This is a genomic window from Paenibacillus sp. FSL K6-2524 (assembly GCF_038005525.1).
In the GTDB taxonomy this organism is placed as follows: Bacteria; Bacillota; Bacilli; order Paenibacillales; family Paenibacillaceae; genus Fontibacillus; species Fontibacillus anaericanus.
Window position 1 is genome coordinate 4483651 of the sequence record NZ_JBBOSP010000001.1, and the last position, 19380, is coordinate 4503030.

Sequence of the window (19380 nt, forward strand, 5' to 3'; positions counted from 1 at the left end):
GATTTAGCGAATATCACATAACGTTTGGGTATCGACGAATCTGAGAGGCTTAAGGTAGTGACAGCGACCGGATCCAACTGACTAGCTACATGCAATCAATAACCTAGTTTTTGTTTTTCATACAAAGATTCTTCCATCTTATGAGCCAATTATATTGTTCATCGCAAAAGTCTTTGGAAATGCTCGATAAACCTTGGCACCGAACGATCCTTGAAATGATCTGATAATGTCTTATTGCAATAAAATCGAAAACAGCATAAAACTCATTGTCACTTAATGTGCGTATTTTACTATAACCCGAATAAAAGCGTTCATATAGACGCATAGTTCTATCGTAAGCAGCGTCATGAAAAAGATTGAAATTGGTATCGTCACTCATGTATGCCACATCCATACTCGGGTAATCGCCAGAAGCTTCGTCAAAATCAAAAAGAACATACTGTCCGCTATGGTTTGTAATCATATTACCTGTATGAAGATCACCGTGAGAGAATCCTTTAGGAAGACTTTGCATGCGTTCCCACAATTTATTTCCATAGTGTTCAAGTTCTATTACTTTACCAGAATCAAAATCCAATTCTCGCATAATCGAAATATAGTCATCGATGTACACTAATTTTGTTCTGTTTATAAGTTTGTCAGGGTATTTTTCCATTAATTGATGTAGTGAACCTATTTGTTCTCCAATCAATTCTGCTTCAATCTTACCGTCTGGTGTATCACCTTCTATATACTCATATACTATGCCTATGCAATTATCATCCTGCCAATTGAGGACGATGTGGCTATCATCTTGAACTGTCTGTACAATGGAAACAACCGGATAACTATTGGCTTTTAAATAATCAAGAATACGAACTGTCTGCAACGCGTCATCCGTTTTATTGCTGCGGTATACTTTTAACACATAGCGTTTATCCTCATTATGTAATAAAAAGACTCTACCTATCATTTCCCTATGAAGCTCAATGTGTTGAATACCGATACGATATGAAAGATTGATTAGTTCAATAAGGTTACAATAATCCATATATTGAATTCTCCTGAAAGTTTACTTATTTCATTTATTAGTTGAGTTTATTATATGGTCTTTTTTCATTTTGTAATTTAATTATCACTTCATAAGCATCTGTATTACTTTTCTGTGCTTTTATTGATTCGTCGTCTGTTATTTCGACTTCTATCATTAGGTCCACTACTTCATAGTTTCTGCAAGAGTGCTAGGTTACCAAAGTTCATGCCCCTCATTATCCGCCCACTATATCAAATGCAGTCTCTTTTCCATTCTTAAAGATCTGGATCTTCTCATATTCTCGTACTTTACCCAAATTAAAGATTCTAATGTTCTCTAATCTTTTGTCAGTGTAATCATGTGTGCCTAGTTCTTCAATATTAATTATTAAGGTTTGATCAAGTATTTGTGCTTTAATGGAATCAAGAAATTTTGCTTCTTCTCCTTGAAGTACATTCGAATAATTAACTATTAGATATTGCTTGTCACCTACTGGTGAATATAAATATAAGCCGTTACTATTCTTAATTTTATCTACAAAGGTCTTGATATTGTTGTTGAGCCCTTGTAGATTCACTTCTTTAATCTCCGTGTCAGCATTATTGCATCCTGCTATAACAAATACGAATAATATGTAGAGATATATCAAAGTACTCACTTTCTTCATTGTATCAACTCCCAATTTCCTAGAATTTCTGATAACACTCAACTTTTCACGAAACGACCCAGCCTTAGATAACTCTTATCTTAGACTGGGTCGTTTGTTGTCTGTGCTTATTCTATTATTATAGATATGATAACCAATAAGTTAGCTTAAATAACTGACATCATCGACCTTAGTGAACTATTATTTTTTCACCTTAGCTAGGTCAATTAATTTTATAGTTTCTGGTATTTTAATTTTGTCTTAGTTTCTTCAAAGTCCAAAAGATTCAATGGACCAATAATCTGATTTTGTTGTATATCAATAATCCAGTAATTCATTTTTGATTTAACCGGAATTTCATACCCGTTTGAACTTTTGGGATCTTTCATCATACTATATTGCATTACAAGTATAAAATCATCATTCCAGCCAACACTACCTACTTCTGTTGGAATAACAGCGGATCCCCATGAATCATCTGTAAGCTTAGGAGCAATAATAATTTGATGCCCTGATAATCTGACGACTGAATAATCTCCTGGTAAATCAATATCATAATCAGCCACTCCAGCGCATCCAATTAATAAAATGAAAAGTGCTATTGAAAGTATTACTTTATACATACACTTTTTCTGCTCCTCTCCATTCAGTCTACAGAGCTCTCTGCATACTCACACTTCTCCGGAGTGCATCTTAAAGATATTATTAATAACTTTCATCATTACAGAGAATACATCCGTGACATGATAAGTAAATACTATGTTTCTGACATTTAGGATAGCCTAAGGGGATTGTTGGGTTATTGTCACCCTCTTCAATCTCAGACCATTCTATGTAACTATTTATATTAATATTAGATTTATCAAAGATATCAATCATTAACTTAAATTGTTCTAAGCATCCAATAACCCAATCTTTACGTGGTTCATAACTTAATCGTTCCCAGCCTAATCCTCCTATAGCATTAGATATGGCTCTGAGCATGAAGTCTTTCTCTCTTTCAAAATTTTCTGTTGTCCATGGTATATCGTCAATATCAAAACCGACTGTTCCAATGCCTACCACAGATTGATCTTGTTGAGCTAACCATATTATTATTTCTTTTTCTCGATCTGCTTTAGCTAGAATCGACCCACTAATTGTCAACACCTCAATAAATACAGAAGTTAATCCATTTGACATTTTTATCGAATCAACTAAGTGTCTAAGATTTTCAGGCATTGATATTGAGTTTCCCATAGATCCTTCCACCCTTTTCAAGTTTCAATAATTAATATCAAAAATGGTTCATGGATTCCTGTCTTCTCCTTATTAAGCTAGTTTAAAATAATGTTTCGATATTCACGAAATGCCCTGCCTTAAATACCTCTTATCTTAGGACTGATCAATTGTCGTTGGGATTCAATTGTTGTTTATTCCAATCCTCTTTCAACATTCCGAATATAACATGATCTACAAAATGATCATAAAGCCATTCTGCCTGTCTTACTTTACCTTCATTCATAAATTTCAATCTTTCGGGTATTGCTCTACTCTTCATATTAAATTCCGCTGCTCGAATCTCTACTCTATTAAGCATTAATTCATTAAATGCATAATCAATTAGTATCTTACAAGCTTTTGTCATAATTCCAAGCCCTTGATATTCATTACCAAGCCAATATCCAATCGTTGTCTTTCTATTTCCCCAATCAATGTTATGTAGACCAATACATCCTGCAATTTTATCTTTATAGAAGATCCCTAAACTCATTCCATTATTATCTGCAAATGCCTTAAGGTTAAATTGAATGAAATTCTTAATATTTTCAATACTTGTAGCATCAACCCAAGGTAACCATTCTCGTAGATATACCCGATCCTTATCACTTAACTTATATAGTTCTTCAGCATAACGTAATTCTAAAAGTTTCAATTGAGTATCGTCATTGATTTTATAACTAAGCATGTAATCCCCCCCTGGCTCTAAATCATAGTACTTCTAAAATCACTTTGTATCCCCCATATTTCTTTAATAAAGGTTGCTTTTTTAAAGCTATTTTCAATATCCTGGCCTTGTGTCGTCCACATATATGGAAATATAGATGCCCCTTGACCACTAGTTAATACATTTACATCATCAATCCAGTTACTCCATCTAAATGATTCGTAATAATTATTCAGATCACCATGTAATACCCAATAAATAAAATCAGTATATCCTTTCCCTGTGTCTTCCCATTCCAAAGTATCTGGCGCAAAATAAAAAACATTACGAGAACTATTGTCAAATCCCCCTGTATTAATAGCAAAGATTCCTCCTACTACGTCATACGCCACAACAAATCCTTCTTCTAGAAGTGATAGATGTTTGTTATTAATTAGAGAGCCAAAAATCTCTGGGTGCCCCGAACCAAGTATGTACAACCAACCATGGTCAACAACTAAGCCTCCACATTCTAGAGCAATGGCTCCCATAGTAGATTTATTAGTGATTTGTAAATTAACAAGCGCTTCTTCACCTTCAGCTCTTGTATTCTCAAGTATATGTATCTTTGCTTGTGAATCACGAATCCAATCTTGAATCATCGCCCATGCGTTATCTTCAAAGATAAGTTCTGAAATATCTCTCACAAATTCTACTCCTTATTTAAAAATTACACTTCTTTATGTTCATCTATATAGGTTGTTGAGGTATGTAGATATAACCGGTCTGTCAATGTTTCATACTCTTTTCGATTAATCTGAAGGAAACAAACCTTGCTGCTTATTTATTACTTCCCAGCAAACAACTGAAGCGCTATCCCTAACTCGATCTTTCATAATATTATCTAAAATTGTATGTAGATTTTGATCAATTCTATCTCCTTTTACAAATGAATTATACAGATTATGTGATGATTGATAATATCCATCTCCTTACTCTAATACTCCATCTGTTGCTAATACTATATAATTCGAACCATATCTCAGTTGTCTCCTACCAGAAGTGTAGCAAGGTACTGATAAATCAAATGTATTAACTTGCCCGACCCATTCAAAAAACTGTCTTTGATTAAGTCCATATTGATTAAACTTTGCTAAATCTGGATGAAACAAATAAGCCATACAATTGCTCCTAATGACTTTAGGGAAATTTGATCTAGAAATGGTTGCTTGCTTCCTATCCACTCATACTGCATTAAGACTCCCCCTTCCTTACGTTCTTGTATCTACGAACGATATCATCGATATCTAGCGTAATTATTTTTTAAGTGTTAGTAATGTTAAGTTATTACTTATAAATTCAACATTAATATGATCAATAGTCCCTAAACTTGTTAGATTATATGGAATTAGCATCTTCTCAATCCCATATCTGCTTATTGTCAGTAGATAATATGCCATGAGTAATCCATTAATAATATTTTTTTCTTTTTCCTCACGGACTACTAATTCATAAACAAAGACTTCTTTCTTGTCATTCCCATATCTCAATGCTATATGATAATCAAAAAATTTCTCGGTACTCTTACTTCCTAAATGACAAGCTAGTGGGAAATCAGATTTCTTAAAACTATTTATGATCCCATCAGCCTCAATATTGGAAAATCTCTCAATCGAGCATCCTAAATCCGTTAATCCTTCATGAATAACGTGATAATAAGGATACTGTAAAAGATGATCCCGAAACTTATCGATTAAATCTCCTTCAATAAAAACAGGATGGAGCACAATAATATCCCTCCACTTCATATCCCGATCTTAATGTCATGTTTCAATCCTTTAAATTTCAACCACTGTACTAATAATTCCTGTATTCTAAATCTATCTTTAGTATCTATAACCATGGTTTCATTAGTCATTAAATAATACTTTTCTTTAATCTGTTCTGTTTCTCCAAATATTAATAAGTCAAACTCCTTAACAGCAGGCATTTCAATTGCTATAGGCACGACGTAATCAGCCTCAACAAAATATATAAAGCCTCCGCGACCGTGTGTTCTTAAATAAAATCCAGGACTTTGATTATCTTTAATATCTAATCTTATGGAATTAAAGTTAAAGGAATTATTGCTCATGTATCCTCCGCTTATTAATGTTCTTATGTGCTTATGATCTTATGCTTTTACCTCTGTAGTCGATTAGTCAATCGTATAGATCCTCCATTGTCCTTCACGCTCACATAATTGTTTCCATTCATTCCATGCTTTTAGATATTCGGGCAAATCATCAGGATGATGCTTTACACTAAGGCCAATTCGGCAATATAAATGTATAAGTGCTTCTTCTATCAATCTTGACTTTTCTATATGTCCTTGTTCAAGAAATTCAAAGGAAGAAAATAAAGTTTCAATATTAATATCATCCGGTGAAGAACAGAACGCATAAAGAAAATCATAAATTATTGGTCCCACCATTGGCGAAGGATCGATTACACCGATTAGAGTGGATTGATTATATACAAAATTATGGACCCCTGTATCACCATGCAATAAAAACTTTTCACCTTGGTCTATATCATTATCGAATATTTTTTTCGCTTTTGAATTTACGAAGTTATAGTCATCTAGCGGCAAAATATTTCCTATATTTATTCTAGCTTCCTCAATACTTATTTGATTAAATTCTTTCCAGGTCTTTCGGGGGTATTCAATTCTCCCCCAAATATCATTTTCTTGATAATGCACATATTTATTGAATAAATTTTTAACTAGAAGTGTTAACCAGCTCTTTTTCAATCCACGATTAAAATGAGTCGTACCGTCAATAAATGTATAGACAAAATATGAACTGTCTTGTGCTGTTAATAGGATCTTTGGTAATAACTCTGAGTTCTGATAAGTTTCCAGCAACTTTTGAACTAATTGAATTTGACTTGGATCATCAAATTTCAAAATATACTTATTATCTTGAGTTGATTCTAATCTTAATACAAGCCCTGATGTTGTGCCGGACAACCTTTGAACTCCAACAATTTCATCGTTAATTTGATGTAATTGAAATAGCTCATTAATTTCCTGTATGGTTGGTTCAAGAATCATATCATCTGCTCCTTATGCATCTATTGTCTTTGCATTAATTTCATATAATGTTTATGTATTCACGAAACGCCCTAGCCTTAGATAACTCTTATCTTAGGCTGGGGCGTTTGTTGTCAGAGTTTATTCCATGATTATACATCTGACAACAAAGGGGCGATAGCCCTGCAGCGTGAATTGTTATCAGATGTCAGTTCCTTCTAAATAAATTCTGTAACTTCTTGATGATATTGCTCTTCAAGTGCGTCCACTGACCATCTCATCCCATCCCTGTGTAGTCATTTTCTCCAACTCTAAATCTACACGTTAAGCGTGTTATTATTGCTACTTGAGTTAACTTTCTCCTTAACGTGATTATCAAGTCTTTCCTGCAAGGAATCTATATCACCCATGATTGCATCAGGAACGGCATCATCTAAGTGGTCCTCCATATGACGTAATGGCTTGAAATTAAATCCAATGATCGACCAGATCATCACTAGAACCCCTACGCAGATGATCAATACGCCAATCCCCCGTCCGGGACCCACACCTAGAATAGGTCCAAGCGTATTTGCAAGCACGCCCCCTTGATTCATCGCTTTACCGAATACCGAATCAGCGAGTAGCCCAGCTATTAAATAGCCAATCGGCATACTAGACATAGCAATCATCTGATTGGTGGCCAATACCCGTCCTTGAAGTTCCAATCCAACTTTGGACTGGATGAGAGATTGCCAGTGCGTGTTCACGAGTGTAACGGAGAACCAGATGCCGAAGATCCCTACGGCAGTAACGAGGACATCAGGGCGTAGTCCAGCAACAATCATTGACAGCCCTTCTAGAATAACAAAACCAACCATACCTGTTGCCATACGTTTCGTACCACCCCAGATACTCATCAAGAGTCCGCCTACCATGGCTCCAATGGAACCTGTCATCGTAACCGTTGCAAGATCTCTCGCTGACCCGAATGAAAGAATAAGGGGTTGAATGAGTACAGCCGCCAAACCGAACAGAACATTCCCTACAAAGAAAAACGCAATCATATAGAGCATACCCGGTCTTCTAATAATAAATTTCCATCCCATTAGCACTTCCTTAGCGAATGACTCCACTCTTCGATGGAATAATGTATTCGGGAATCTTACGATAGCCAGTGTAGTGATAGCGATCAGAAAGCTAAAGAAATCGAGTATAAATATGTTAGTCATACCGATCATAGTATACAGCGCTACACCTATAAGGGGTGCAATCATCTCACTGGTCGAAGTAGCTAACTGAACAAGACCATTTGCATGGCCCAAATATTGCTTCGGAATAATTTGCGCAATAGCTGCCATGAATGCTGGTCTATGAAAAGAACGGGCGATGGAACCAACGGCTGATGTTACGTAAATGTGCCATACTTCAAGCGAATTCGTAGCCATGAGTATCGCAAGCACAATAATAGGTATGGCCATCATCACATCACTGAATAACATGACTAGCCGTCGGTTATATCGGTCAACGATAGCACCTGCAATAGGCAAAATAAGTATACCTGGAATTAATGATGCGGAAGAGATAGCCGCAAAATCCGCCACGGACCCCGTTTGTGAGAATACCCACACGCCAATAGCAATACCAGTTAGTCCTGAGCCTAAGATCGACATTAATTGCCCCAATATAACGGTAAAGAACATTCTTAAATTCGGAACAGCAACTCGTTTTTGCGGCGGGGTCAACTCCTCAATGCCGTTAGCCAAATTATCTTTGACTTTAACAATATCACTGATCCACCCACTCAATTGATCCGCCTGATGCTTAATAAAGTAATGACCTGATTGAGGGATCACGACGAGATCAATCTGCTCACTGAAATATTCCCATTCCTTGTACCGTTCCTCATAAAGCTCGGTTGCCTTGTCCTTCTCCCCAATGATGCATGTAATCGGACAACTTAACTTCGTCAATTGATGATCCGCATAAGCAGAAGTATAGTAATTCTCGCTCTCTCGTGCATCATGTCGCAAGCAACGTATCATGAAATCTCGCTCATCCTGATCTTCCACTTCCGTAAATCCGCCCAATGCCTTCAGGAACGCATGATACGATTTATTGGACATGCTACGATCAGATGGGAAAAGCTTGGAATAGAAATCGAAGAAACGACCTGGAATTCGGGCGATCGGGAAAGTGCCCCCCAGAAAGACACTCTTCAACGGAAAATTCTCATTATCCAACTGTCTAGCGATCTCAATCGTTAAGGCTCCACCCACACAGTGACCGTATAGAGCAACCGGTCCCTTGATCAACTGTTTGATCTGTTCTACACACAAATATGCAACTTCCTCGATCGGAAGTAACGCTTCATCCTTACGACTGTAATCATGACCTGGAAGATCAATCGCATACAAATCGATATGACTGGGCATTTGAGCAGCCAGTGGTTGATACGTAATCGCACTTCCCCCTGCGTAGGGGATACACACCAATGACATATCTGCTGCAGTCTGTGCGGGGTGTGTTGTTAATTTGTGGAGCAAATGATGATCCGATGCCTTCCCCTGATCGATGTACTCCGCCAAGGAACGAATAGTTGGTTGTTTAAAAAAGTCCATAATACTAATCCAATCGCCTAATCGCCTTACAACCTTCAGCGCTTTGAAGGAGTCTCCGCCCAATTCGAAAAAGTTGTCATCCACTCCGATCATTTCAACGCCCAGTATGACTTTCCATACTTCCCAAATTCTAATTTCAGTAGCCGTTTGTGGCTGTGCGCCGTTAGGATCTGCCACCTTCACAGCTATTTCCATAGCTGCCAGCAGGCTTATGTCTACCTTACCATTCGGGTTTAACGGAAGAGAATCCATTGGGATGATATGGGTTGGGATCATATACTCTGGCAATTTATCTTTTAGCTTCTTCCTCAGCCCAACCTGCGGATTTCCCACCTGTTCAGCTAGGTCGAACACAGCATAAGCAACAATTTTCTTCTCCTGGTTACCCACATCCTTCAATAAGACCACAGCATCTGTTACGAAAGGGAATGAAGTAATGACAGATTCAATCTCCCCAAGCTCAATTCGAAAACCACGTATCTTGATCTGACGATCCATCCGTCCTAATATTTCAACGGCACCATTGGGCATATAGCGAACACGATCACCAGTTCTGTACAACCGCGCACCTTCATCCTCTACAAAAGGATTCAGAACGAATCTTGTATCGGTAAGCTCTTGATTTCCGAAATAACCCCTTGCTACACCAGCCCCGCCAATAAATAATTCACCAGGTACACCTATAGGAATAGGTTGAAGGTAAGTATCTAGAATATAAAGTTGTACATTTCCAAAGGGATACCCAATCGGCACTGTGTTGAAGGGATGTGCATGCAAATCGCCCTTGATCGGATAAGCGAAAGCCGATACGGTCGTTTCCGTGGGTCCATAATGATTCTCAATCATCACATCTGGTCGCAGTCTATTGATCTTCCGAACGGTCTCCCAACTTAAGCCTTCACCTGCTAGAATTAGTATCTTATGCGGAATCACGAGTTCAGGTTGAGCGGCTTCCATCATCACTTCAAAATGACTCGGCACAACCTTCATCACATCAATTCGATTGGTCCTGAAATACTCAGCAACGCCATCAGGATCACAGGACAGATCATAGGATAAGACATGTAGTGTTCCTCCGGTACATAAAGCTCCGAACACATTGGTTGTACCGAGATCTGCGGCAAAGGTTGATGCCATAGCATAACTTAATGGCTCCTGAATACTTAGATGCTTGATCATTCCCTGAATATAGTTGTGGAATTGCTGAAGTTCAACGGCAACCCCCTTGGGAGTGCCAGTCGTACCTGAGGTGAACACAATATACATGAGATTGGCGGATTCCGTGTGCAACACTGGATTATCGTCACTAAGCTGTTCTAACAGTAGTCTCTGATTAGCTTGATCAACCTCGACGACAGCAACGTCAATCTGCTCAAACTGAATATCCCCCGATAGCTTGCTCTGCGTAAGAAGGATCTGCATACCCGACTGTTTAATCATGTAAGTCAAACGTTCCTTAGGATAGGAAGGATCGAGTGGCACATACGCGCCTCCAGCTTTCAATACAGCTAGCATAGCGATAACATACTCAGCAGACCGTTCAATAAAAATGCCAACCACCTGTTCGGGTCCGATCCCTTGGGAAAGTAAATAATGAGCCAGACGGTTAGCGCACTTATTCATATCACCGTAGGTGTAGGTAACACCTTCAAAAATAAGAGCAGGATGATGAGGTGACTTGTCGGCTTCCGCCTCTATACGCTGTACAAGGTGAAATTCACTGTCATAATCTGCATCCGTCTTATTCCCCTCAACAAGTAAATGCTGTTTCTCTTCTACTGACATTAGGTTAATACCAGCGATAACCTGATCAGGATCGGAACATGCGTGATCTAGCAGATTGAAGTAGTGTCCCAGCATCCTCTTCATCGTAGCTTCATGAAATAAATCAGTACTATACTCCACTTCTACATTATGTGCATTAACGGAGAAGGTCATATCAAATTTAGAGCTGTTCGTATGTGTAGAACTGTCGAACTGTAAGGGAAACTCTTCCGAGTCATCATTCCATCCCACATGCATGTTCTGTAAGATAAACATGACCTGAAAAAGAGGGCTATGACTCAAATCTCTTTCCATCGGAAGCAGCTCGATTAACTTATCTAACGGGAAATCTTGATGTTCTTGCGCTTCCAGGGCAATGTGTTTGATTTGCTTAACCATTTCCCTGAACGTTGATGTCTCGCTTAGATGAACTCGAATGGGAAGCGTGTTTACAAAAAAACCAACATTTCGCTCGATTTCTTCCCGACTTCGATTAGCAACGGGAGATCCGATAATGATATCGGTCTGACCTGTATAGCGATACAGTAATATAGCATAGGCAGTGAGTGTCATCATATAAACGGTCACATCTTCTTCTTTGCACCATTGTTGCAGTCGATGATAGAAACCTTCGGACAAGGGTTGTATGATATGTGATCCGTTAGAGCTCTTCACGGGTGGCCGCGGTTTATCGACAGGTAGCTCGAGCACCGGTAACTCCCCTTGAAATTTATCGAACCAATAGCTCTGATGATAGTTCAGCACCTCATCAACCATGAAGCTTCTTTGCCAAGCAGCATAGTCGGCATATTGAATGGATATCGGTGGCAGTTCTAAGGGTAGATTATGCCTGAGCGCCTTATAAGACTGCTGTATTTCACTCATGATGATACCGAGTGACCAACCATCACAAGCAATATGATGAATATTCAGGAATAAATAGTGTTCCTGTGAATTCAGGGTCAGCAAATGCGCCTTAATCGGTAGTTCATTCTCAAGCTTAAACGGTATCATCGATTTCTGTTTAATAAGGGTCTCCATCTGACGCTTCTTGTCCTTCTCAGATAGACTACTGAGATCGAATACCTGCAAGCTTAGGGGTGAGAATGGATGTATAACCTGAACCGTCTCTTCCTCCTGCACCATTTTATATGTCGTACGTAAAATTTCATGTCTCTCCACGAGTGCATTGAGGGATTGCTCTAATAAGGCAATATTTAATTCCACTGGAATTCTGAATACACAAGGTATATTATACGATGGGCTATCCGGCTCCCATTGATACATAAACCAGAGTCGTTGCTGGGAGAAAGATAACGGAAACTCATGTGTATGACTATCTCGCTGTAATGGGGAAATAGTTCGATTCGGCAATGGCTTCCGAGTGGTCTTATCTTTGATTTTATCTAACAATTGCTGACGCTTCTCTGGCGGGAGCTTGCTAATCCGATCTAATAGTTCACTCAAATCCTTACCTTCTTTCCTGGAGATTTGCTAATAACTGCTTACGCTTCTCGGGAGAAAGCGTATTAATCCGCTCTAATAGGTTATTCTTATCGCGAACTGCGGTTAGGTTGACAGGGTCAGAGGGTAGATCGTCTTGAGGCTGTTCCGCTGTGTTGATTACTTGTTGAAAGTAGGTCTCGAAGGCTGCAATGCTTAATTTAGCGTGAAAGGTAGTAGATTTCTGGTAGGAGGCTTGCGATAGACTGTGATAATGCTCTTCATCCGAGGTCAGTTTGTTCAAGGCTTCGATCCACGGTTCCACATTCTGCTCTGGAATGACGGGGACAGGAATGGAACTGGTAAGTACCTTTTCATTGCTATATTGTTTAATGGGATTGACAGGTAGGATATGGTCCAGGTGTAGCTTAGCCTCCGGTATACCGCCTACATGGCTTGCAATGACCGGTATACCGCGCAGCATAGCCTCAACAACGACTTGTCCGAATGATTCACCCCAAAGCGAAGGCATAAGAAACACTTTAGTCTGTTTATAGATATCGTTAATATTCTCAGCAGGCTTCATGATTGTAATGTTGGGTACACATCTCATCTCCTCAATCTCTTCATCCGTTGTAGCCCAGGTGGGAACGGCCGCGAATTGCAGGTGGGGCATTTGCCGCGCCAATCCGATGAAGATCGAGAGCCCCTTAATAGCCGAAGGATTAATAACCGTTATATATTTATTGTTGAAATCTGCCAAATATTGAAATGGTCCTGGACCATAAGATGGAAAGTAAATGACCTCCGAATCTAGACCTGCATGGGAGAGAAAGTAACCCTTCAAGTACTCACTGACGGAGATGATGCCATCAAGCTTCTTATACAACTCAATCTTGGAGTGATCTTCTTGAAAGCATTCCGGACCGAAGGGGAGTGTAGCCTGGCTATGTGCGAAGAACACCGTTCTCGTTTGGGTCTCCAATACCGTCTCAAGTAGTAAGTGAGTATTGTCCTCAGATACGATTGTAATATCCGGATTGAACTCATCAATAATTTTCTTGATAAACGGGAACACTTGGAACATCCTCTTAACCGTGTAGGCTTTAACCCCTTTCCTACGGATAACGAATAACTCATCCGGTTGATCCTCGAGTATCTCGAAATCATTGTTCCTAATTTTTTCTGCAAGAAAATCTTCATAACCAACAATGCCTAACGAGGGCGTAATCACCCGACATTCATGCCCTCTATCTGCCAGTCCCTCCATCAATATTCGATTTGCTTTGTGCGCGCCGCCCCAAGGATACAGATATTCCATGGACTGAACCAGAAGTACCTTCATGTGAGCTCCTCCTCAACTATTCGTTCTCTAACTCGGCTAACAACAATTCAAGCTCACTTGAATCCATCTGTTCCAGTTGATATTTTTCTAGCGTTACTGCCGTCTGCTCTATGGTCGGCTTGGCACTAAAAATAATATGCAACGGCACTTCCATACCGAGAACAGAACGGATACGTGATACGATCTGTGTAGCCATTAACGATTGTCCGCCTAATTCGAAAAAGTTATCATGAATGCCCACCTTATCGAGCTTCAAGACCTCACTCCATATTTGCGAAAGTTCTTTCTCCAAATGCGTGCTTGGTTCCACATACGCAACCTCAATATTTGGTCTAACCTCCTCCATAGGGGGGAGATTATTACGGTCAATTTTACCGCTAGTCAACAGCACAAACTCGTCAACAAATAGGAATCGAGTCGGAACCATATAACTGGGGAACTTGGTTAATAGATAGTTTCGGATTTGGCTAATGTTTGGCTTAATCGTAGTGGCCGATCTCATATAAGCGCCTATCGTATTTTGCTCAAAATTATAAGTAACCACGGCCTCCTGAATATCTACGTATTCACGTAACGCGTATTCAAGCTCACCTAACTCAATGCGAATTCCGGATACCTTCACTTGAAGATCGTCTCTACCGATCCATTCGATTACGCCATCTGCTGCCTGCAGACAGATATCCCCCGTGCGATACAGTTTATCGCTAATACCCTCGTTGAAGGGGTTATCTATAAAATGCCTCTCTGTCAGTTCTGGCTCATTGAAGTATCCCCGTGCCAGCCCCTTACTTGAGATGTAGAGCATACCTGTCTCACCATTTGCTATAGGCTGCAACTGGTTATTTAAAAGGTAAACAGCAGTTCCGGCAATAGGAGCACCTAATGAAATCATTTCATCAGTTGCATCACATGCATGTATCGTGGCACAGACCGTCGTTTCAGTTGGACCATATGCATTCAAGAAATTCAGCCTTGGCGCCCAATAATGAATCAGTTTCTTCGTGCAGGCTTCACCTGCAGTAACCAATGTCTTCAGATCAGGAAGCTCTTCATGCGGCAATCCATTCAAAACAGAAGGCACTAGTGTGACTACGGAAATCCGTTTCTCCTTCAGAATTTGGTGAAGTCCTTCGCCAATAGATGAGCTATCTTCAGGTACTAGAACAAGTGTTGCCCCGGCAACAAACGTTGTAAAAATTTCTGAGACCGAAGCATCGAAGGAAATGGAAGCATATTGAAGCACTCTGTCATGGTCGTTCAATTGAAACTTGTGAATTTGCTCCTGAACAAGATTAGGAATTCCTCTATGTTCGATCATGACGCCTTTAGGCGTACCTGTAGAACCTGAAGTATAGATGATGTAAGCAAGATCGTTAGGCGAATTGTGACTAGGCATATTGTCGCTAGACTCTATAGAAATGTGCGACCACTCTTTATCCATATCAAGCAATTTTACCGATGACGTTGAATTCGTATCCGTTATCGTTGTTATTTTCTGCAGATAGGAAGAGCCTGTTAGAATCATCATGAAGTTCGCTTCACTCACAATGTACGCGATTCGTTCATCAGGATAGGCTGTTGAGATCGGCACATAGGCTGCACCTGACTTCAATACAGCAAGAATCGAAATAATAAGTTGCGGTGAACGTTCTTGGAAAATACCTATGAGTGATTCCGCACCTGCGCTATTTCTCTTTAAATAATGGGCAAGTTGGTTTGCCCTTTCATTGATTGTTCTATAAGTCAAAACAGTTTCGCCGTATTCGATACAGCTTGAATCAGGGCTTTGATTGACCCTATCTTGAAAACATTCGTAGATCGTTTTGAAATTGTTGTTCATTATTTTCCTTCCTCCCCAAAGTTTTTTGCCAACTAAACAGACTTGATAAGAAATGCAACAATATCGACTTTTGTGCAAACGTTAGCACAAGTGACTATATTTCTCCTAACTTAAATAAATTCTAGTTGCAGTTTCAATACAATTTTCTATTTTGTTCGAAGCGATTTTCTATATACACAGCTATATTTTAACCGGAATTATATTAGTGTTTGTCATTATGCTAGCTATGAACACGTTGCTGAATGCCATGACTTCATTAAAATACCTCCTCCCTTTTTAGTGCGATCGTTTGTTTGGAATGCTCACAAAATATCTACTCTCCTAGTTGTATAATTATGTAATATTTTTCTTTTATTATAGTATCATATAAAATTTATAATAAGTTAATTGAAGTTATATTTTTTTCCTTTTCTACCTTTTATTTGACTCGGTAGAATTCATTCGTTTTTATAACCAGGATCGGCCCCAAAGAAAGCTAAACAAGCTGACGCCGGTTGAGTGATCTTACCCCTGTCAAGTAGACATTAATAAAACTGAAGTACATTAAGCAGCCTTAGTTCGGTATTCCACTGGACTAAGGTTGTTTAATTTTTTCTGAAACCTATCATAATTGTAAAACCGTATGTATTCATGAATTGCGGAGATCAATGCTTCCTCTGATTGAAAAGACTGGATATACATACATTCTGCTTTGAAATGTCCAAAGAAACTCTCCATGCAGGCATTGTCCAAACATTTTCCTTTTCTAGACATACTTACTTTCATCTTGTATTGGGTCAGAAGTTTATTGTACAACCTAGAAGTGTATTGATAACCTTGGTCACTATGGAGAAGAACTCCCTCCGTTTTGCGTACACCGCGAGCAAGCTCTACCGTGTCTATGACAAGCTGTAAATCGTTTCTAGTACTTATTTGGTATGAGATGACTTCGTTGTTAAAAAGGTCATAAATGGTGGAAAGATATAAGTTTTTTTGGTTATACGGAATGTAAGTAATATCTGTGACCCACTTTTCATTGGGTTGGGATGCATGAAAATCGCGGTTCAAAATATTGTCTGAAGTTACATAAGTCTCCTTTTTTCCATGAAATCGTTTCTTTCTACGAATCTTAGATTTGATCCCCATTTCTTTCATCAAACGATAGACCCTCTTATGATTAACATGTATGCCATGCGTCTTAAACAACCATGTTTGTATTCGTGGATAACCGAAAATGCCGTGTAAACGTTGATGCACTTCCATGATCTTTTCCTTCAGCTCCTCATCCATAAGTTGCTTTGACGACGGAGTGAGCATTCTTCTTATCCATTTGTAATATCCACTTCTAGATACTTTTGCGATTTCGCACAGTAACGTGATGTTGTATCCAGCAGATACTAATTGATTAACCAGTTCATATTGGGAGACTTTACTTACTCTATTCTTTGCCCCCTTTGTAGCGCCCACAACTTTTTTAAGTACTCATTCTCAGCTCGGAGCCTAACTAACTCCTCTTCCGGACTTAATGGATTTTTGCGGGGTCTTCCCTTAGTCAAACCTTTTGTTTTACCCCGTTTCTCCTCCAGTGCGGATGCCCCTTCTTTTTCATAACGCTTCACCCAACGTCTAACAGATGGTTCAGGTATATTCAGCTCTCTTGCTACTCGTTTATAACCCATTCCAGCTTCTATATACATTTGTACCGCTTTAAGTTTCATCTCGGTGGTATAGCTTTGTAGTATTCTGGCCATAAAAAATCCCCTCCAAATATCAACAATAAACGTCATTCTTTTTACTGTCTACTTAAAGGGGATAATATCAGAGTACCGGGGCCAGCTTGCAGCTTAGGGCTTTTTCAAATGTCTACATTTGGGGAGCTTGACCATCTTAGGCTGGGGCGTTTGTTGTCAATACTCTTAGAGATTCTTTGTCAGTATTACTTCAAGTGGTTGAGTCTCCAATAATAAGCATCCAGCATCACGATATCCCATCTTCCTATAAAAATGTTGTGCTTCTTCATTAGATTGCGTTGACGTCATTATTAGTTCAAATCCTCTTTCACGCATAATTTCTTCCCAATACAGTACCATTTCCTTACCGATTCCTTGTCCTCTATATTCTTCATCAATCCATAGCATGTTCATAAAAGGAATGTTGTCCCAGAAATATCCATATCTCATCCAACCAATTTCTTTCTCTGAGTCTTTAATTATAAAGATCTCTTTTTCTCTTATCTTCGTTCTTACAAGTGTTTCAGGAATATGTCTATCTCTCTCAACAATGTACTTATAATCTTGTTCTGTTGCCAATTCTATCTTCATTACAAATCCCCCCATATACTCTACTTCGTAGGTTTATCGTCGTTTATGCTCAGTTCACTTTACTTTGTAAAAATAGGGTCCGCACATTTATGTATTAGTTCTGTTTGTAGTTTTTACAATTGTGGGCCGAGGAAGAGTCATTTCTAGAGGACTCTATATAACCATTCTTTTACTGTCTCTGTAAACAGAGTATCTTGTTCGATTTGCAGATTATGACCAGCTCTATCAAATAATACAAAGGATGCCCTAGGATACATCTCTATTATCTTCCATAAGGCATTGTAACCTACAATTGAATCTTGCCTTCCTGTCAACATAAGTGTAGGTTTCATGAACGGTTTTTCAAGGGCATCCACATTAAAACTAAAAGAAACATGCTGCCCTAGATAGTTTTCCAAAAATGAATGGTCGGCAATTTTTAGACCTGGAAGGATTTCTTCATTAAACCTCTCCCATACCCGTTTGTTTTGTATTGCATTTATTCCCTCACTCACGAAAAAATTTCTATCCTCTAGAGTTAGACTGTTCAAAAGAATATCATCTCTATCAAACACCTCAAAATGTGCCCCATTATCTTTAAGTGTTTCTTGTTCTGCGACAGGGCAAATTAACAGAAGTCCATCCACAATCGAAGGACGTTTATTAATTATTCCTCTAGCTAAGTACCCCCCATAGGATTCTCCTGCTACAACAAAATTCTGATTCGGTAAGACAGCATCAATAAAGTCCAGAACCAAATCAAGCATTTGATCAGAACCAGTAATCCATTGTTCTCCTTTGGTCTTCCCCATTCCAGGCAAATCAAAATAAATACGCTTCCAAGGTGTATTAATGGTTTGGAAGACAGGTTCCATGCACCCTTTCATCAGTCTGTGGTCCGGGCCCCATCCATGAATCATTACAATCGGCGTACCTTCCCCATACACTTCATAATAAATATTTACATCCCTAACTCTACATTCCATATCTCTTTCTCTCCTCTATGAGTATTCATCTGCTATATCTTTAATTTTTTCAATAATCTATGATTTCAGCTAATCTCTGAATTATTGTCACAGCCGTTCTAGTAATTCTATTGCTATTTCATCAATCTCCTCTGTCTCTTCATCATTTGTCGGCGTTGTTATGATTCTTCTTAAATGTGGTTCTAATTCTTTCAGTAAGTCATTCGATAACTTCCGTGCTAATCCATTCAGCACAAAATATTTCCATCCTACATCCTCTGACTCTAGTATCTCTATTATGTATGGTAATAATTCATGTTTAAAATCTATCAAAATATCTTCAATAGGTTTTGAGATTGGCCAATTCCCATCTTGTAGCCATTTCAAAAGTTCAGGCAATATTAATCTTAGATTCTCTAATGGTTGGTTCTTTAATTGTTCTACTCTTTCAAAATCATGTTTATCACGAGGTATTAATTCCCTTATGCCCACTATCTTTTTCAC

General features: G+C 38.8%; 18 protein-coding genes. All 18 read right to left on the reverse strand.

Annotation, left to right across the window (positions count from 1 at the left end; translation table 11 throughout):
* Nucleotides 1-103 precede the first annotated feature (103 nt).
* On the reverse strand, nt 104-1030 hold the full coding sequence (locus tag NST85_RS20915; protein ID WP_127193473.1) for a phosphotransferase: 927 nt from the start codon (nt 1028-1030) through the stop codon (nt 104-106).
* A 217-nt stretch (nt 1031-1247) separates the two neighbouring features.
* Complete coding sequence (locus tag NST85_RS20920) at nt 1248-1670, reverse strand: hypothetical protein (RefSeq protein ID WP_341190286.1); 423 nt, start codon at nt 1668-1670, stop codon at nt 1248-1250.
* 221 nt (nt 1671-1891) lie between these two features.
* Nucleotides 1892-2281: a DUF3997 domain-containing protein gene (locus NST85_RS20925; protein ID WP_341190287.1), complete on the reverse strand. Its 390-nt coding sequence runs from the start codon at nt 2279-2281 to the stop codon at nt 1892-1894.
* An 82-nt stretch (nt 2282-2363) separates the two neighbouring features.
* On the reverse strand, nt 2364-2897 hold the full coding sequence (locus tag NST85_RS20930) for a hypothetical protein (protein WP_341190288.1): 534 nt from the start codon (nt 2895-2897) through the stop codon (nt 2364-2366).
* A 145-nt stretch (nt 2898-3042) separates the two neighbouring features.
* Entirely contained in the window at nt 3043-3606 is a 564-nt protein-coding gene (locus tag NST85_RS20935; protein WP_341190289.1) for a GNAT family N-acetyltransferase, read from the reverse strand.
* Nucleotides 3607-3623: 17 nt separating this feature from the next.
* Nucleotides 3624-4271 (reverse strand): DUF2625 family protein, encoded by a 648-nt coding sequence (locus NST85_RS20940; protein ID WP_341190290.1) that lies wholly within the window; start codon nt 4269-4271, stop codon nt 3624-3626.
* A 285-nt stretch (nt 4272-4556) separates the two neighbouring features.
* Nucleotides 4557-4745, reverse strand: coding sequence for a hypothetical protein (locus NST85_RS20945; RefSeq protein ID WP_341190291.1), 189 nt, complete (start codon nt 4743-4745; stop codon nt 4557-4559).
* Between the two features lie 135 nt (nt 4746-4880).
* Entirely contained in the window at nt 4881-5351 is a 471-nt protein-coding gene (locus NST85_RS20950) for a hypothetical protein (RefSeq protein ID WP_341190292.1), read from the reverse strand.
* 17 nt (nt 5352-5368) lie between these two features.
* On the reverse strand, nt 5369-5698 hold the full coding sequence (locus tag NST85_RS20955; RefSeq protein ID WP_341190293.1) for a hypothetical protein: 330 nt from the start codon (nt 5696-5698) through the stop codon (nt 5369-5371).
* Nucleotides 5699-5761: 63 nt separating this feature from the next.
* Nucleotides 5762-6661, reverse strand: coding sequence for a hypothetical protein (locus NST85_RS20960; protein ID WP_341190294.1), 900 nt, complete (start codon nt 6659-6661; stop codon nt 5762-5764).
* A 296-nt stretch (nt 6662-6957) separates the two neighbouring features.
* The gene (locus tag NST85_RS20965) at nt 6958-12471 is read right to left on the reverse strand and encodes an amino acid adenylation domain-containing protein (RefSeq protein ID WP_341190295.1); all 5514 of its coding nucleotides are present in this window, start codon (nt 12469-12471) and stop codon (nt 6958-6960) included.
* A 4-nt stretch (nt 12472-12475) separates the two neighbouring features.
* On the reverse strand, nt 12476-13792 hold the full coding sequence (locus NST85_RS20970) for a glycosyltransferase family 4 protein (protein WP_341190296.1): 1317 nt from the start codon (nt 13790-13792) through the stop codon (nt 12476-12478).
* A gap of 16 nt (nt 13793-13808) precedes the next feature.
* Complete coding sequence (locus tag NST85_RS20975; protein WP_127193485.1) at nt 13809-15632, reverse strand: non-ribosomal peptide synthetase; 1824 nt, start codon at nt 15630-15632, stop codon at nt 13809-13811.
* Between the two features lie 543 nt (nt 15633-16175).
* On the reverse strand, nt 16176-17078 hold the full coding sequence (locus tag NST85_RS20980; RefSeq protein ID WP_127195318.1) for an IS3 family transposase: 903 nt from the start codon (nt 17076-17078) through the stop codon (nt 16176-16178).
* Nucleotides 17045-17362, reverse strand: coding sequence for a helix-turn-helix domain-containing protein (locus NST85_RS20985; protein WP_127195317.1), 318 nt, complete (start codon nt 17360-17362; stop codon nt 17045-17047). Before NST85_RS20985 ends, NST85_RS20980 begins: the two co-directional genes overlap by 34 nt.
* A gap of 165 nt (nt 17363-17527) precedes the next feature.
* A complete protein-coding gene (locus NST85_RS20990; RefSeq protein WP_341190297.1) occupies nt 17528-17932 on the reverse strand; it encodes a GNAT family N-acetyltransferase in 405 nt (134 codons plus the stop codon).
* Nucleotides 17933-18075: 143 nt separating this feature from the next.
* Complete coding sequence (locus NST85_RS20995; protein ID WP_341190298.1) at nt 18076-18897, reverse strand: alpha/beta fold hydrolase; 822 nt, start codon at nt 18895-18897, stop codon at nt 18076-18078.
* Between the two features lie 87 nt (nt 18898-18984).
* Nucleotides 18985-19368 (reverse strand): DUF5071 domain-containing protein, encoded by a 384-nt coding sequence (locus NST85_RS21000; RefSeq protein WP_341190299.1) that lies wholly within the window; start codon nt 19366-19368, stop codon nt 18985-18987.
* Between the last annotated feature and the right edge of the window lie 12 nt (nt 19369-19380).

Bases quoted from the DNA above. Each gene is read 5' to 3' on its own strand.
- NST85_RS20915 (WP_127193473.1), bottom strand. From the start codon at position 1,030: ATGGATTATTGTAACCTTATTGAACTAATCAATCTTTCATATCGTATC.
- NST85_RS20925 (WP_341190287.1), bottom strand. From the start codon at position 2,281: ATGTATAAAGTAATACTTTCAATAGCACTTTTCATTTTATTAATTGGA.
- NST85_RS20930 (WP_341190288.1), bottom strand. From the start codon at position 2,897: ATGGGAAACTCAATATCAATGCCTGAAAATCTTAGACACTTAGTTGAT.
- NST85_RS20935 (WP_341190289.1), bottom strand. From the start codon at position 3,606: ATGCTTAGTTATAAAATCAATGACGATACTCAATTGAAACTTTTAGAA.
- NST85_RS20945 (WP_341190291.1), bottom strand. From the start codon at position 4,745: ATGGCTTATTTGTTTCATCCAGATTTAGCAAAGTTTAATCAATATGGA.
- NST85_RS20955 (WP_341190293.1), bottom strand. From the start codon at position 5,698: ATGAGCAATAATTCCTTTAACTTTAATTCCATAAGATTAGATATTAAA.
- NST85_RS20960 (WP_341190294.1), bottom strand. From the start codon at position 6,661: ATGATTCTTGAACCAACCATACAGGAAATTAATGAGCTATTTCAATTA.
- NST85_RS20970 (WP_341190296.1), bottom strand. From the start codon at position 13,792: ATGAAGGTACTTCTGGTTCAGTCCATGGAATATCTGTATCCTTGGGGC.
- NST85_RS20975 (WP_127193485.1), bottom strand. From the start codon at position 15,632: ATGAACAACAATTTCAAAACGATCTACGAATGTTTTCAAGATAGGGTC.
- NST85_RS20985 (WP_127195317.1), bottom strand. From the start codon at position 17,362: ATGGCCAGAATACTACAAAGCTATACCACCGAGATGAAACTTAAAGCG.
- NST85_RS20990 (WP_341190297.1), bottom strand. From the start codon at position 17,932: ATGAAGATAGAATTGGCAACAGAACAAGATTATAAGTACATTGTTGAG.
- NST85_RS20995 (WP_341190298.1), bottom strand. From the start codon at position 18,897: ATGGAATGTAGAGTTAGGGATGTAAATATTTATTATGAAGTGTATGGG.